15 protein-coding genes are annotated in these 15,165 nt (G+C 63.2%); 6 read left to right on the top strand and 9 right to left on the bottom strand.

What is annotated here, in order from left to right; translation table 11 throughout:
- Window positions 1-91: 91 nt before the first annotated feature.
- Entirely contained in the window at window positions 92-2,737 is a 2,646-nt protein-coding gene (gene pepN / locus FFS37_RS17200; protein WP_137932144.1) for an aminopeptidase N, read from the bottom strand.
- Between the two features lie 222 nt (window positions 2,738-2,959).
- On the opposite strand from pepN, the gene FFS37_RS17195 reads away from it, so the two are divergent.
- Complete coding sequence (locus FFS37_RS17195; RefSeq protein WP_137932143.1) at window positions 2,960-3,925, top strand: DMT family transporter; 966 nt, start codon at window positions 2,960-2,962, stop codon at window positions 3,923-3,925.
- On the opposite strand, the gene FFS37_RS17190 is transcribed toward FFS37_RS17195, so the two are convergent.
- The 3 genes from FFS37_RS17190 to FFS37_RS17180 all read right to left on the bottom strand — a co-directional run bounded on the left by FFS37_RS17190 (window position 3,926) and on the right by FFS37_RS17180 (window position 6,456).
- Complete coding sequence (locus FFS37_RS17190; protein WP_137932142.1) at window positions 3,926-4,738, bottom strand: helix-turn-helix domain-containing protein; 813 nt, start codon at window positions 4,736-4,738, stop codon at window positions 3,926-3,928.
- 53 nt (window positions 4,739-4,791) lie between these two features.
- A complete protein-coding gene (locus FFS37_RS17185; protein ID WP_137932141.1) occupies window positions 4,792-5,703 on the bottom strand; it encodes a uracil-DNA glycosylase family protein in 912 nt (303 codons plus the stop codon).
- Between the two features lie 108 nt (window positions 5,704-5,811).
- On the bottom strand, window positions 5,812-6,456 hold the full coding sequence (locus tag FFS37_RS17180; RefSeq protein ID WP_137932140.1) for a hypothetical protein: 645 nt from the start codon (window positions 6,454-6,456) through the stop codon (window positions 5,812-5,814).
- On the opposite strand from FFS37_RS17180, the gene FFS37_RS35780 reads away from it, so the two are divergent.
- The 3 genes from FFS37_RS35780 to FFS37_RS17170 all read left to right on the top strand — a co-directional run bounded on the left by FFS37_RS35780 (window position 6,455) and on the right by FFS37_RS17170 (window position 9,012).
- Entirely contained in the window at window positions 6,455-6,613 is a 159-nt protein-coding gene (locus tag FFS37_RS35780) for a hypothetical protein (protein ID WP_171026307.1), read from the top strand. The two genes, FFS37_RS17180 and FFS37_RS35780, sit on opposite strands and share 2 nt — an antisense overlap.
- A gap of 63 nt (window positions 6,614-6,676) precedes the next feature.
- A complete protein-coding gene (locus FFS37_RS17175; RefSeq protein ID WP_137932139.1) occupies window positions 6,677-8,356 on the top strand; it encodes an electron transfer flavoprotein-ubiquinone oxidoreductase in 1,680 nt (559 codons plus the stop codon).
- Between the two features lie 56 nt (window positions 8,357-8,412).
- Window positions 8,413-9,012 (top strand): DUF922 domain-containing protein, encoded by a 600-nt coding sequence (locus tag FFS37_RS17170; protein ID WP_137932138.1) that lies wholly within the window; start codon window positions 8,413-8,415, stop codon window positions 9,010-9,012.
- Between the two features lie 22 nt (window positions 9,013-9,034).
- Here the strand turns inward: FFS37_RS17170 and FFS37_RS17165 are convergent, their stop codons facing one another.
- The 5 genes from FFS37_RS17165 to FFS37_RS17145 all read right to left on the bottom strand — a co-directional run bounded on the left by FFS37_RS17165 (window position 9,035) and on the right by FFS37_RS17145 (window position 12,681).
- A complete protein-coding gene (locus FFS37_RS17165) occupies window positions 9,035-10,063 on the bottom strand; it encodes an endonuclease/exonuclease/phosphatase family protein (RefSeq protein ID WP_137932137.1) in 1,029 nt (342 codons plus the stop codon).
- A 108-nt stretch (window positions 10,064-10,171) separates the two neighbouring features.
- A complete protein-coding gene (locus FFS37_RS17160; protein WP_232375700.1) occupies window positions 10,172-11,632 on the bottom strand; it encodes an AMP nucleosidase in 1,461 nt (486 codons plus the stop codon).
- A gap of 114 nt (window positions 11,633-11,746) precedes the next feature.
- Window positions 11,747-11,941, bottom strand: a complete 195-nt coding sequence (locus tag FFS37_RS17155) for a hypothetical protein (RefSeq protein WP_137932135.1) — start codon at window positions 11,939-11,941, stop codon at window positions 11,747-11,749.
- A gap of 39 nt (window positions 11,942-11,980) precedes the next feature.
- Window positions 11,981-12,208 (bottom strand): hypothetical protein, encoded by a 228-nt coding sequence (locus FFS37_RS17150; protein ID WP_137932134.1) that lies wholly within the window; start codon window positions 12,206-12,208, stop codon window positions 11,981-11,983.
- Window positions 12,209-12,339: 131 nt separating this feature from the next.
- Window positions 12,340-12,681, bottom strand: coding sequence for a DUF2147 domain-containing protein (locus FFS37_RS17145; RefSeq protein ID WP_137932133.1), 342 nt, complete (start codon window positions 12,679-12,681; stop codon window positions 12,340-12,342).
- A 437-nt stretch (window positions 12,682-13,118) separates the two neighbouring features.
- On the opposite strand from FFS37_RS17145, the gene FFS37_RS17140 reads away from it, so the two are divergent.
- Both FFS37_RS17140 and FFS37_RS17135 read left to right on the top strand, forming a co-directional pair.
- Window positions 13,119-13,385 carry an SEL1-like repeat protein gene (locus FFS37_RS17140; RefSeq protein WP_010915070.1) on the top strand — a complete coding sequence of 89 codons (267 nt, stop codon included), beginning with the start codon at window positions 13,119-13,121 and terminating at the stop codon, window positions 13,383-13,385.
- A gap of 436 nt (window positions 13,386-13,821) precedes the next feature.
- Window positions 13,822-14,943 carry a branched-chain amino acid ABC transporter substrate-binding protein gene (locus FFS37_RS17135; protein WP_137932132.1) on the top strand — a complete coding sequence of 374 codons (1,122 nt, stop codon included), beginning with the start codon at window positions 13,822-13,824 and terminating at the stop codon, window positions 14,941-14,943.
- Window positions 14,944-15,165 lie beyond the last annotated feature (222 nt).

The following is a 15,165-nucleotide window of genomic DNA, read 5'->3' as shown; positions in this document are numbered from 1 at the left end:
CCAGTGGTCCGGCGAAAAAAGATTAAAAATTGATTGAAATATTAGGTTTCGGGAGGTGGGACGCCCCGCACCTCCACGGCAGGGCGGGCGGCTATGCCAGCGTCCTCTCCACAATATCGCGCAGATCCGCCGACAGGTTTTCGGCGTTGGCGATCGAAAGCAGCGCTTCCCGGGCCTTGGCCTGCCGGCCTGGTTCGAGCGACCGCCACGATCTGAGCGCCGTGGCCAGCCTTGCCGCCACTTGCGGATTGCGCTTTTCGACCTCCAGGACCGTCTGCACGAAGAACCGGTAGGCTTCTCCGTCGGGCCGGTGGAAGCCGGTCTGGTTGGCGCTTGAGAATGTGCCGATCAATGAGCGCACGCGATTCGGATTGCCCATCGAGAAGGCGCGATGGGCGGTCAGGGCGCGAACCGTGTCCACTGCCTGAGGGCCGGGCACGCTTGCCTGGATCAGGAACCATTTGTCCATCACCAGCGGGTCGTTCGCATAGGTCTGTTCGAAAGCCGCCAGCGCCTCGATCGCCTCGGATGAACCGTGATGACGATGCGCCAGCACGCTCAATGCGGCCGCGCGGTCGGTCATGTTGGTCGCCGACCGGAAGTGTTCAGCGGCGAGCGCGGCGCCACCCGGCAGCAGGGAGAGATACTCGAGCAGGCCATTGCGCAGCGCGCGCCGTCCCGCGCTCGCCGCGTCCGGACTGAACCCGCCTGTGTCCACGAGCTGGCCATAGAGGCGGGCGAAGGCATCGCGGCAGGCCCTGGCGATGGCGAGCGCCAGGGCCTGCCTGGCAGCGTGGATTGCATCCGGATCGATGTTCCTGCCGATGTCGCGGGCTATATCGGCTTCACCCGGCAGCGACAGCGCCAGCGCGCGGTAGGCCGGCTCCAGCGTCTCGTCGCTGGCGATGGTGCCGGCGAGTTCGATCAGCCGTTCCGGAAAAGCAGGCTGCTTGCCGCCGAGGATATCGCGGAAGGCAGCGATTAGCGCATCGGTGAGCAGCGTGTTGAAGGCCTGCCAGCGCGAGAAGGCGTCGCCGTCGTGGCGGGCAAGGAAGAACTGATCGTCTGCCTTCTGCTCCACCGACAGCGTCACTGGGGCAGAGAAGCCTCGGTTGAGCGACACTGCGGGACGTTCCGCTATGCCGCTGAAGCGCACGACATGGCGGCGCTTGCGGACATGGATGACGCCGTCCTCGACGCTGGCGCCATCGACGTCACCATACTCGACAGGCTTGCCGCCGGCGCCGATCAGGCCGAAGGCGAGCGGGATATGCATGAGCCGCTTGCGGCTCTCGGATGGTGTCGGCGGCACCGATTGCTCGATCTCGAGCGTGAATTCCCGGGCGGCCGGATTGTGCGACGAACTGATGGACAGGTTGGGCGTGCCCGCCTGATGGTACCAGAGCGCGAATTGCGACAGGTCGCGGCCCGACGCGTCCTCGAACACCTTGATGAAATCCTCGATCGTCGCCGCTTCGCCGTCATGCCGTTCGAAATAGAGATCCATGCCGGCGCGAAAGGCTTCGGTCCCGACAATGGTGCGGATCATGCGCACCACTTCGGAGCCCTTTTCGTAGACGGTCGCCGTGTAGAAATTGTTGATCTCGCGGTAGCGGCGGGGGCGCACCGGATGTGCCAGTGGCCCTTGGTCCTCGGGAAACTGATGGGCGCGCAGCGTCCGCACCTCGGCGATGCGCTTGACCCCACGCGAGCGCTGGTCGGCGGAGAATTCATGATCGCGGAAGACCGTCAGCCCTTCCTTCAGGCATAGCTGGAACCAGTCGCGGCAAGTGATTCTGTTGCCTGTCCAATTGTGGAAATATTCATGCGCGATGATCGCCTCGATATTGGCGAAATCGGCGTCCGTCGCGGTTTCCCGGTCGGCCAGCACATATTTGTCGTTGAAGATGTTGAGGCCCTTGTTCTCCATCGCGCCCATGTTGAAGTCGGACACGGCGACGATGTTGAAGACGTCGAGATCGTACTCGCGGCCAAAGGCTTCCTCATCCCATCGCATCGACCGCTTCAGCGCATCCATCGCGTAGCCGGCGAGCGTCTCCTTACCTGGCTCGACATAGATGCCGAGTTCGACCTTGCGGCCCGACATCGTGACGAAACTGTCGGCGACCCGGCCGAGATTGCCGGCTACAAGCGCGAACAGGTAGGACGGCTTGGGAAAGGGGTCGTGCCAGACCGAATAGTGCCAGCCATCGCCAAGATCGCCCTTGTCGACCGGATTGCCGTTGGACAGCAGCAGCGGCGCCTCGTGGCGCGGCGCCTCGATCCGCACCGTGTAGACAGAGAGAATGTCGGGGCGGTCGAGGAAATAGGTGATGCGGCGAAAGCCTTCGGCTTCGCATTGCGTGCAATAGACATTGTTGGAGCGGTAGAGGCCCATCAGCGCCTCGTTGCCGTCCGGCGCCAGTTCGGTTTCGACAAGCAGATGGAAGCGGTGCGCGGACGGCGGCTTCAGAAGGGTCAGCTGGTCGGGGCTGGCCGTCAGGTCCGACGGTTTGACTTTCTTGCCGTCGATCTCGACGCGCTTGAGCGACAGCCCGTCGCCGTCCAGGACCAGCGGAGCCGATACGGCCACGCCGTGACGGCGCTCGACCGTCAATGTCGCGATGACGATCGTGGCCTGAGGCGAAAGACGGAATTCAAGATTGGTTTCCGGAATGAGGTAGTCGCTGGGGCGATAGTCTTCGAGTTTGAAGACCTGGCCTGTGTCAGTGCGCATTCCCGGGCTTTTCCTGTCTTTTCCTGGGACCGGACATGGTCTGACTGGTCCAAATAATTCGAAGTCCGCGCTCTTTACACGAAACAGGCCCTCGACAAAACTGCGACAGGGACTATTCAGGCCTCCTTTGCGGCATCGCGGCAAAAGTCGTATCGACACGCCGAATGCCGCCGGCAATCCGGGCAACGATCGGGGACGCATCGCCAGCGTGATATCAACAGCGTGACATCGACAGCGGGGGCGCAACCAGAAACCAGCGGCGGCCACGATACGCTGCGGGGCATTGCCCTCAAGATCGTCTCCGTGGCGGTTTTTGTCGGCATGCAAACCTGCATCAAGGCGGCCGGTGACGTGCCCGCGGGGCAGATCGTCTTTTTCCGCTCGTTCTTCGCGATCTTTCCGATCATGGCTTTCCTTGCCTTCCAGAGAAAGCTCGCCACCGCCTTCACCACACGCAGGCCGTTCAATCACATCGCGCGCGGCGTTGTCGGTGTCGGGGCCATGGGGCTTGGCTTCTTCGCGCTGACGCGCCTGCCATTGCCCGAGGCGATCACGCTGAACTATGCCCAGCCGCTGCTGGTGGTGGTGTTTTCCTCGATCTTCCTCGGCGAGGCGATCCGCGTCTATCGCTGGAGTGCGGTTGCCGTCGGCCTGGTCGGCGTGCTCATCATCTCCTGGCCGGAACTGACACTGCTGAATTCAGGCGAAGGGCTCGATGACCAGGAGGTTCTGGGCGTCATTGCCGCGCTGGTTGCCGCGGCGATCTCGGCGGTCGCCATGCTGCTCGTGCGCAACCTGGTGCAGACGGAAAAGACGGCGACCATCGTTCTGTGGTTCTCGTCGACGGCGAGCGTGCTGTCGTTGCTGACGCTGCCCTTCGGCTGGCAATCGCTGACGGCCGCACAGGCCGCGCTTCTCGTCATCGCCGGCTTCTGTGGCGGGCTCGGCCAGATCCTGATGACGGCGGCTTATCGCCATGCCGAGGCCTCGGTCGTGGCGCCGTTCGAATACACCTCGATGATCCTCGGCGTCGTGGTCGGCTATTTCGTGTTCGGCGACGTGACGTCGCTCAGCACACTGATTGGCGGCGTGATCGTGGTGGCCGCCGGCATCTTCATCATCTGGCGTGAGCGCCAGCTCGGCCTGGAGCGCACGCGCACGCGCAAGGCGGCCCTGCCGCAGGGATGATCAGGATCGTTCGGCCCGCTCCTTACCCAGCCGCACCAGAACCGTTCGCGTCTGCTCGTCCGCCGGGAAGAAGGACTCGATCGCCAGCTCGGAGAGCGTGACGTCGAGCGGCGTACCGAACACGGTTATGGTGCTGATGAAGGAAAGCACCGTATCGCCATGAGCGAGCCGCAGGGGGTGGACGATGCCATCAGGCTCGATACGCGTCGGCCTGTTGGTCTTCAAACCTGACGGGTAGCCGCGCAATTCGCGCTCCAGATCGATCAGCACGGGGTCGCCGCTGGCGTCGTTCTGATGCTTGAGCCGTTCGAGCAGATGCGTGCGCCATTCCTGCAGGTTGACGATGCGCGGCGCGATGCCGCCGGGGTGAAGGCTGAGGCGGAGCACGTTGACCGGCGATGTCAGCAGCGAAGCCTCGCCGACATCGGCGAGGAAGGGCGCGATGGCGGCATTGGCCGACACGAGGTTCCAGTGCCTGTCGACGGCGAGTGCCGGGAAGGGCTCATGTCCCTTGAGCACGATCTCCACCGCCGCTATCGCCGGCGCCAGCGTCTGGTCGGTAAGCGGCCTTTCGCTGAAATTGGGCGCGAAGCCAGCGGCCAGCAGCAACTGATTGCGTTGCCGGAGCGGGATGGCCAGTTGCTCGGCCAGACGCAGCACCATGTCGCGCGAGGGCGCGGCCCGCCCGCTTTCGACGAAGGAGAGATGGCGCTGTGAAATCTCGGCTTCCATGGCGAGATCGAGCTGGCTCATGCGGCGGCGTGTGCGCCATTCGCGAATGAGGCTGCCGGCGGAGGTTTGTGCTGTTGTCATGGGAAATGACTAGGCCGGCACCGCATGCATTTCAATTACCTGCGAGGTTATGGTCAGCCGATCGCCCGCAGCTTTGCCTTCACCTCGAGGAAATCCCGCCACGCCAGCTTCTTGTGCGCCGGTGTCCGCAGGAGATACGCCGGATGCAGCGTCGGCATGGCCGGTATGGCAATGCCGGACGCTGTGGTGTGGGCGCGCCAGTTGCCGCGCAGCCGCAATATGCCTTCCGACGTGTTGAGCAGGGTCTTGGCTGACGGACCGCCGAGATTGACCAGCACCTTGGGGTTGACCAGTTCGATCTGCCGCTCGATGAACGGCCGGCAGATCTCGGTTTCGTGCGGCGTCGGCGTGCGGTTGCCAGGCGGGCGCCACGGGATGACATTGGCGATGTAGACCGAAGTGCGGTCGAGCCCGATCGCCGCCAGCATGCGGTCGAGCAGCCGGCCGGAGCGGCCGACGAAGGGCAGGCCCTCTATATCCTCGTCGCGGCCGGGGGCTTCGCCGACCAGCATGAGTGCCGACTCCGGATTGCCGTCCGCGAACACCAGGTGCTTGGCGGTGGCCTTGAGGTTGCAGCCGTCGAAGGCCTCCATGTGCCGGCGCAGTTCCTCGAGCGTGGAAGCGCTCGCCGCCATCTGCCGGGCGAGGGCTGCCTGCGCCTCGTCAGGCACGGTGGCGGACATGGCGCGCGCCGGCGCATCGGGTATGTTGCTTGCGTCCAGGCGGGGCGATGGCGCTTGCCGCTCGGGCGCACCGTCCTGATCGGAGCGCGGGGACGGGATTTCCTGGGGTCGGCTTTCGCGGACAGGCGTGGCCGCCGCGGGGGCGCGCTCGGTTTGTTTCGGCCGGGAAGCCTCCGCGAAGCGGTTGACGGGGGCGTCTTCCAGCGCATCGTCGACGCCAGTGCTGGCATAGAAGGCGAGCAGTTCGGCGATTTCGGCTGGGGTGCTGGGGGCGGCAATCATGCCGCCACCATCATCCGCGCGATCAGGATTTGCAAGTTTTTGAATGTCGAAGGCGACGATCCAACGCGCCGTCAGAGCATTTCCCGAGCCTGCCGCGAGCGATGCATCCTATCCCGTCGGAATGCGGGGATCCTGCACCACATAAAACGTCCATCGAGGCGTGTAGTCCGTCATCAGGAATTCGAAGCTGGCGGTCTTCAGTGGGTCGACCTTGCCGTTCCTGAACAGCAGCCGGTCATAGGGTTCGAAATCCCGGTCGAAGTCGGCGAAGTTGCTCGACCAGATGTTCTCGGGCGTCTTGTTGCGCTGGTCGAACGAAAGTCCGTCCCCGAAGACGCTGGGCTGGTTCAGTATTTCCTGAAGCTCGAACTGGAATTCGATCCAGGCCTGGCCGCTGTTGTTGAGCACGTTGAGGCGCATGTACATGATGCCGTTGGCGAACTCGCCGGCCTTGCCGAACGTCTGGATCGGCTTCGTCGTTCGGATGGTCAGCGTCACCGGTGTCGCCGAATTCAGCTCTTCGGTGATGACCAGCGGGTCGTCCCTGGTTCCGATGCCGGAGGCTCCGGTGATGCGGAAGCCGCCGAGTTCGTCGGAGAAGGAATACGCGCCTGTCGCCCAGACTTTTACCTCGTCCGCGGCGGCATAACCCGGTGCTAACGCCAGCAAGGCCAAAACAATCGCCCGGCAGGCCCGGCCGGGCGGGAAAAGAAAGCGCGTCGAAGGAAAGCCGGCTGGCCCAGGAATGCGCATGGCGACAAGTATGGCCGATAAGCAAGCCGCCGAACAATTAAAAATCGCGAGCGCGGCGGGTGCCGGCGTGCGCGAACACCTGTCGTGCCACCGGATGCGCGACTTTTTGGCCAAATCCGCATTGTCACGTATGCGCCGGTTTCCTGTCGCCAATTGATGCGCTATGCAGCGCAGGAGCCAGCAAGATACGCAACAGCGGCAAGCCAGTGCGGAGGGGTTGATGAGCGATATCGAACGCGAAAGCATGGAATTCGACGTGGTCATCGTCGGCGCCGGTCCGGCCGGCCTCGCCGCCGCCATCCGCCTCAAGCAGGTCAATCCCGAGCTTTCCGTCGTCGTGCTGGAAAAGGGTGGTGAGGTCGGCGCTCATATTCTTTCGGGCGCCGTCGTCGATCCGGTCGGCATCGACCGGCTGTTGCCGGGCTGGCGCGAAGAAGATGGTCATCCCTTCAAGACGCCGGTCACCGCGGACCATTTCCTGGTGCTTGGCCCCGCCGGCTCGGTGCGCTTGCCCAATTTCATGATGCCGCCGCTGATGAACAATCACGGCAACTACATCGTCTCGCTCGGCAATGTCTGCCGCTGGCTGGCGACCAAGGCCGAGGCGCTCGGCGTCGAGATTTATCCGGGCTTTGCCGCGGTAAGCCTCGTCTACAATGATGCCGGCGCCGTTACCGGCGTGATTACCGGCGACATGGGCGTCGAGAAGGACGGCACGCATGGCCCGGCCTATGCTCCCGGCATGGCGCTGATGGGCAAATATGTGCTGATCGGCGAGGGCGCGCGCGGGTCGCTCGCCAAGCAGTTGATCGCCAGGTACAAGCTTTCCGATGGCCGCGAGCCCGGCAAATACGGCATCGGCCTCAAGGAACTCTGGCAGGTCAAACCGGAAAACCACAAGCCGGGCCTCGTCCAGCACAGCTTCGGCTGGCCGCTCGACCTCAAGACCGGTGGCGGCTCCTTCCTCTATCATCTGGAGGACAACCAGGTCGCGGTCGGCTTCGTCCTCCACCTGAACTACAAGAACCCGTATCTGTCGCCCTTCGAGGAATTCCAGCGCTTCAAGACCCATCCGGCGATATCGGGCACGTTCGAAGGCGCCAAGCGCATCGGCTATGGTGCCCGTGCCATCACCGAGGGCGGCTGGCAGTCGGTGCCGAAACTGTCGTTCCCGGGCGGCGTGCTGATGGGCTGCTCGGCAGGCTTCGTCAACGTGCCGCGCATCAAGGGCTCCCACAATGCCGTCCTGTCTGGAATGCTGGCGGCCGAACATGTCAGTGAAGCGATCGCCGCCGGCCGCGCCAATGACGAACTCGCCTCCTACGAGGAAGCCTGGCGCTCGACCGACATCGGCAAGGACTTGAAGAAGGTTCGCAACGTCAAGCCGCTGTGGTCGCGCTTCGGCACGGTTGTCGGCATCGGGCTCGGCGGGCTCGACATGTGGCTGAACACGCTGTTCGGCTTCTCCCCCTTCGGCACGCTCAAGCACGGCAAGGCTGACTACGCCGCGCTCGAGCCAGCCGCCCAGCACAAGAAGATAACCTATCCGAAGCCGGATGGCGTGCTGACTTTCGACCGGCTGTCCTCGGTGTTCCTGTCCAACACCAACCATGAGGAAAACGAGCCGGTGCACCTCGTCGTCGGCGACCTGGCGCTGCAGCAGCGTTCCGAACACGATGTCTTCGCCGGGCCCTCGACGCGTTACTGCCCGGCAGGCGTCTATGAGTGGGTCGACAAGGACGGCAACGCCGCCGCCGATCCGGCGGCGAAGGATGTGCGCTTCGTCATCAACGCGCAGAACTGCGTCCACTGCAAGACTTGCGACATCAAGGATCCGAACCAGAACATCAATTGGGTGCCGCCGCAGGGCGGCGAGGGGCCGGTCTACCAGAACATGTGAGGTCAGGGCCGGCGGCACGCGGCCGTTGGTCCTTCGACGCCGGGAAGGGAATGGATATGCGTTTGACGGCGCTTTCAGTTCTGACGGCTATCGGCGCATTGTCAGGTTTCGTCTCTGCCGCGCAGGCTGACGTCAAGGTTCTGGTCAAGACGCAGACATATGATGTTGCCGGCGCCACCGGCGAGGCGCTTATCCGATCCATGGATCGCAATGGCCCCAGGCACAGTTTCATGGCCCGGGCCATCGCCCAGACCAGCTATACCAAGGATTGGGATTTCGACTTCGCCAAGTCCAAGGGTGCTTGCCGTATCGCGAAGGCGAATGGCACGCTCAATCTGAGTTTCACCTACCCGCGTGTCACCTCCGTCCTGCCTGCGCCCCTCGATCGCCGCTGGGCGCGGTTTTTTGAAGGCGTGCGCAAGCACGAGGAAACACATGGCGAGATCGCCAGGCAGATGATGACGGCGACCGAGAAGGCGCTCACCGGGTTGACGGTTCCCAATGACCCGCAATGTTCCCAGACGCGTCGCGAGGCACGCAGGCGCATAGACGCTGTCTTTGATGAGTACGAGGCGAAGCAGAACGCTTTCGACGCCCGTGAGCACAGGGAAGGCGGCCATGTCGAATACCTGGTCGACGCGCTGGCGAAGTCCTAGCTGGCGCCTCTCAGGGGCATGATCAGCTTCGCGGCATGAGCGGCAGCGACACCGTCGCGGTTTCATGCTCGTCGACCGGCTTGTCCGCCTCCGGGTGCAGCGAAAACTCAACCAGCACCGGCAGGTGGTCGGAACCGGTATCCTCCAGCCGGGTCGACGACAGGATGGTCAATCCGCCCTTGCTGAACACCTGGTCGATCGGCAGGCCCGCATAGCGGCGCAGCATGTCGGGCAGTGTCCGGTGGATCCAGGTCGAACCGGCCGAAGGCATGATCGTCAGGCCGCCGAGAGCGGCGACACGCCGCACCGCCGCGCTCCACGGCACGGCATTGCAGTCGCCGGCCATGATCGCCGTCTTGCCCAGCGCGGCCAGCGGTTCGGCCAGTTCGCCGATCTGCCAGTATTGCTCCTTCGGCCACGGCCAACTCAAATGGATGGCGGCGACATCGACGTCGATGCCGCCGAAATCGATGGTGGCGGTCGCCATGGCGCCGCGCGGTTCGCAACGTGGTGACGTGCCGGCGGCAAACGGCCGCCGCGACAGCAGAGCGACCCCGAACATGCCGTTGGGGTAGTCGCAGAGGATGCGGTAGGGATAGGCGCTCTTGATGTAGTCGAGTTCGGTCGCCCACATCTGCGACACTTCATCGAGCGTGATCACGTCGGGATTGGTGCGGCCGATCAGCGAGAGCACTTTCTTCGGCGTCGGATTGTTGAAGCGCAGATTCATCTGCAGCAGGCTGTAGACGGCCTGGCCGGCGGGCCTGGCGACAGCCGGCTCCGGCCACAGCCTGGGCAATGCGTTCGCGGTGGTGGCAAGGCAGGCGATGGCAAACAGCAGCGCCGCTGCTGCCTGAAGCCGATAGGAACTGGCCAGCAGCGGCAGTGCCAGCAGTGCCATCAGCAGGCTGAAATGAATGCGGAAATGCGAGAAGGAATCGAAAGCCGGATGCAGCGTACCGAAGAAGCCGGCCAGCAGCGCGGCCGACAATCCCGTCATCGCCAGGAATGCCAACCCAGCCATCATGTTCAAGCGCGTGCCCGTTGCCATCGAGGTCGTGTCTGCCCAATGCCGCCTGCCGATCCGTTCGGCCTGCTTAGCGGGCAAATTGCGGCCTGAACAAGACGACCAATTGCCTCGCTCCAGCGCCGAGGCGGCTTATTGGAACGCCGTCTCCGAAAAGCTTCTGAGCTTGCGCGAATGCAGCCGCTCCATCGGCATTTCGGCCAGCTTCTCCATCGCCCTGATGCCTATGGTCAGGTGCTGCGCCACCTGGCGCTTGTAGAACTCGGTCGCCATGCCGGGCAGTTTCAATTCGCCATGCAGCGGCTTGTCGGAAACGCAAAGCAGCGTGCCGTAAGGGACACGGAAGCGGAAGCCGTTGGCCGCGATCGTCGCCGATTCCATGTCGAGCGCGATGGCGCGCGACTGCGAAAGGCGTTGCACCGGCCCGCGCTGGTCGCGCAGTTCCCAGTTGCGGTTGTCGATGGTGGCGACCGTGCCGGTGCGCATGATGCGCTTGAGATCATAGCCGGACAGGCCGGTGACCTCGGCGACAGCCTCCTGCAGCGCGACCTGGATTTCGGCGAGCGGCGGGATCGGTACCCAGACCGGCAGGTCGTCGTCCAGCACATGGTCCTCGCGCACATAGGCGTGTGCCAGCACATAGTCGCCCAGCGCCTGGGTGTTGCGCAGCCCGGCGCAATGGCCAAGCATGACCCACGCATGCGGCCTCAGCACCGCGATATGGTCGGTGATCGTCTTGGCGTTGGACGGGCCGACGCCGATATTGACCATGGTGATGCCGCCATGGTTCGGCTTCTTCAGATGGTAGGCGGGCATTTGCGGCAGGCGCGCCGGCGGCGTGCCCTCGCTTGGCGCTCCGGCGCCGGCACGTGTCACGACATTGCCTGGCTCGACGAATTCAACATATCCGCCGCCGCCGCTCTCCATCAGGTCGCGCGCGCGGGCGACGAATTCGTCGATGTAGAACTGGTAGTTGGTGAACAGCACGAAGTTCTGGAAATGCTGCGGGCTGGTCGCGGTGTAATGCGTCATGCGATGCAGCGAATAGTCGATGCGCTGCGCGGTGAACGGCGCCAGCGGCCGTGGCTCGCCGAACGCGACCTCGAATGTGCCGTTGGCGATCTGGTCGTCGGTGCCATCGAGGTCCGGCACGTCGAACAGGTCGCGGATCGGCCGCTTGATGCGCTCGGCGGCCGCGCTGTCGACATAGGCGCCTTCGAGGAAGGCGAAATGCAGCGGGATGGGGGTGGTCGATTCCGAGACCGTCACCGGCACGCCGTGATTGCGCATGATCAGCCGAAGCTGCTCGACAAGGTAGCTCTCGAACAGCCGCGGCTGCGTGACCGTGGTGGCGAAATGGCCCGGTGTCGGCATATGGCCGTAGGCTTGGCGCGAGTCGACCTGGGTGAACGAGCTCGTGGTGACGCCGATCTCGGGGTAGAAGGCCCGGTAGCGCTTGCTGCTGTCCCCACCGGCGGCAAGGGCATTGAAGGAATCGCGCAGGAACTTGGTGTTGCGGTCGTAGAGCACCTGAAGTGCCGCGACTGCTTTTTCGGCGTTGTCGAAGCTTTGCCGGCCAAAAGGCTCGGGCATGACGACAGATTCGATGGCTTGGGGATAGATTCGCTTTTCCATGGCTCAATATAGAGACTTGGATGAGCTGTTGGGAGGGGGCTCGCCAACGAAGATGCCAGAAGCGCCGTTTTTCTATCCGCGCTGCAGGCTGACCAGCAGGACGAAACCGACGCCGGACTTCTTCAGGGCCGGAGCCTCGATCGTCGAACCGGCATCGGCGCGCATCGTCGGCACCGCCAGGACCGGGGCGGCCAGAAGCATCAGGATGAGCGCCGCCCGCGGCAGAAGCCGGAGGGTCTCAAGGGCGTTGGCGGTGATGCGGTTCATGATTTTTCTGCTTTTCTTTGCGAGGTCCGGGTCGTTGTTTCAGTGACGAAGGTTGGTCGGGCAGCCGAAGCCGCAGATTCTGGTGGCTTCGTCCCAGGAGCGAGCCGGGCGGCCCGCTTCGGCGACGAGGATGGCGAAGAACATTCCAAACAGGCTCATCAGCAGGCAGACGATGGTGAAGCGGCGGGCGAGCATTGGGGTCGTGTCTCCTTCAATGCGTGGAGAATGCCCTGTTGCCTCTGAACCGGCTCTGATGGCGGCGTTCATCTGCCGTTCAAATTGATTGACGGGAATTCGAGGGTGGCCGCCGCTCCGAAGAATGCCGGGTCAATTCGGCCGCTGAAACGAAAACGGGGCCCGTCGGGCCCCGTCAATCCTGGTTTTGAGCATGCGCTCGATCAGAGCTTGTGCCAGGTCTGGCTCTTGCAGATCAGTCCGCCCAGCACGCAGCCGCTCATCTTGAGCGAGGTGCCCGACAGGGTTGCCTTGCCCGAGTAGGTCTTGTCATTCGCCGGGTCGGTGATGTTGCCGGTGTACTTGTTGTCGCCGGCCGCCTTCAGCGAGCCGATGGTCTTGCCGGCGTACTTACCGGTCTTGAGCGTGATCGAAAACGAACCGGAGCCACCGATGGCGGCGGTGTCGCCGGCCTGCGTCTTCCAGTTGCCCTCAATCGGATCGGCCCAGGCCGCGCCCGACATGATCAATGTGGCTGCGAGAGCCAGGCTCACTTTACGAAACATGTCTTCCTCCCTTTGGATAGCCGGCCGGATGCTCCGCCTCGCCGGTCTGCCGCTTACGCAAACGTAAGCTAATCCAGCTTCCGCCAAAACAAAAGCGGTGCCGCTGGGGAAGGGTTTGGCATTTTGAAGGCCCCTGAAACGGCCCTGCCTGCGGGAAATGAAAACGATCGGCGGATTGTGTTCGTTTCCTAGGGTTAGCGGAGTCTTGAAACCGCTCTCGAAAATTTTCGTCAAATTTAGCGAAAACCGGCCGAATTGCTGGCTTTGTATCCTTAACGAATTTTCGTGTTTACCTCTTGTTTTAGCTTTGTTTTCCTCAAATTAAGCACGCCATTTAACGACGGATTCAAGCCTCGGCGGCATTCTCGGAAGCATCGAAAGAGCGGCCCGGACGAGACAAACGGAGGCAGCTCTCGGGAGCCAGACAGGGGACTAAAATGGCACGTTTTGAAATGCTTGAAGCAGGTTTCGGCGCCATGGGGGCAACTGCCCAGGCCGACATTCTTTTCGAACTGGGCATGATGTATGCGACCGGCCGCGATTGCGAGACCGACGTCGTTGCCGCCCACAAATGGTTCAACATCGCCGCCATCAAGGGGTCAGCCCGCGCCGCGGAATTGCGCTCTGAACTGTCGGCGGCCATGTCGAAGGTCGAGATCGCCAAGGCGCTTCGCGAAGCCCGCGAATGGATGACCATGCACTGAGTTTCGCCGGACGGGGACTTCGGGTTCAGGCCGCTCAAAGACGGTCGGGCTCAAACAGGGACAAGGCTGCGCAGACAGCCAGGCCAAAAGGCCATCAACGACAAGAACGCGGCGGGCAGAAATGCCGAAGCCACGCAATGGCCCATGATACCGGATGCCGAACTCCATTTTCGGGGGATCATGGTCAGCAGGAAGACAGGGAAGGCAAGGTTGGGATTCGTGGCGCGGGGGCGCTGGGGAAAACAGCCGACAGGCAAAAAAGCCACGACCGGCCGGAACAAGGCTGGCGTGGCTTTTTTGCGTGGATGAAGCCTCGCAGGCCCAATCGAGCGATGCCGATGCGCCTAGACAGGCCCGGCGAAGGATGAAATTGTCCCGCCTCTCTGGAAGAAGCGCGGCCGGGGCGGCCGCGCGTGAGTGGAGGAGTTCTATTGCCATGAAAAAAATGAGTATTTTGAGCGCGGCCATTTTCGGCCTGATGATGAGTGCGCCGGTCGCATTCGCCGACGACATCACCATTTCGGTGGTCGGCCCGATGACCGGCCAGCTCGCCACCATCGGCGATCAGTTCAAGCAGGGTGCCCAGGCCGCCGCCGACGCCATCAACGCCGCCGGTGGCGTCAATGGCTCGATGATCAAGCTCGATATCGAGGACGACCAGTGCGACCCCAAGCAGGCCGTTTCGGTCGCCAACCGCATCGTGGCCAATGGCGTCAAGTTCATCGACGGCCATGCCTGCTCCGGTTCGAGCATTCCGGCCTCGGCCGTCTATGCCGAGGCGGGCGCGCTGATGATGAGCCCGGCGTCCTCGAACCCGGTGCTGACCGATGCAGCTGCCAAGGCCGGCTGGCCGACGATCATGCGTCTCTATACGCGTGACGATGCCCAGGGCGCCTTCATCGGCCCGTGGATCGCCAAGAAGTATGCCGGCAAGAATGTCGTCATCCTGCACGACAAGAGCGCTTACGGCCAGGGCGTGGCGGATGCGGTGCGCGCGACCATGAACACCGGCGGGCTGAAGGAAGTCTACTATGACGCCATCAACCCCGGCGAAAAGGACTATTCGGCGCTCGTCACCAAGCTCAAGGACCTCAAGGCCGATGTCGTCTATTTCGGCGGCTACCACCCTGAAGCCGGCCTGATCCTGCGTCAGTCCGCCGAACAGAACCTGAAGTTCCAGCTGATCATGCCGGACTCGATCGCCTCGCCGGAATTCTGGCAGGTTGCCGGGCCGGCCGGCGAGGGCACGATGTTCGTGTTCCCGTCCGATCCGCAGGCAAAGCCGGAAGCCAAGGCGGCCGTGGAAAAGATCAAGGCCGGCGGCTTCGTGCCGGAAGGCTTCACGCTGTTCTCCTACGCCGTGGTCCAGGCTATCGCCGAAGGCGTCAAGCGCGCCGGCAGCGACGATCCGGCCAAGGTGGCTGAAGCGCTGAAGAACGGCACGCCGTTCAGCACCGTTGTCGGCGACGTGACCTTCGACGAGAAGGGCGACCTCAAGAATGCCAGCTACGACATCAACCAGTGGCATGACGGCAAGTACGCGCCGATCGCGCAGTAATCACGGACACCGCTTCGGCGGTCAGGAAACTTGAAAAAGTGGCCGGGTTCGTCCCGGCCATTTTTTGTTGGAAACAGCGCCCGGCATTTCGCGCCCGGAAGAAATGGACGCATCACTCTGTAATTGCGCTATTAGGGAAGGCTTTTTTAGGCCAGAAAGATGAGCGCAGGGGTCGATTCCCCCTGCGCTTCGCGGTTTTAACGCAGGCGGATCCGTTCGCCA

This window comes from Mesorhizobium comanense (genome assembly GCF_005503535.1).
Taxonomy (GTDB): Bacteria; Pseudomonadota; Alphaproteobacteria; order Rhizobiales; family Rhizobiaceae; genus Mesorhizobium; species Mesorhizobium comanense.
This window is presented reverse-complemented; position numbering and strand designations above follow the sequence as displayed.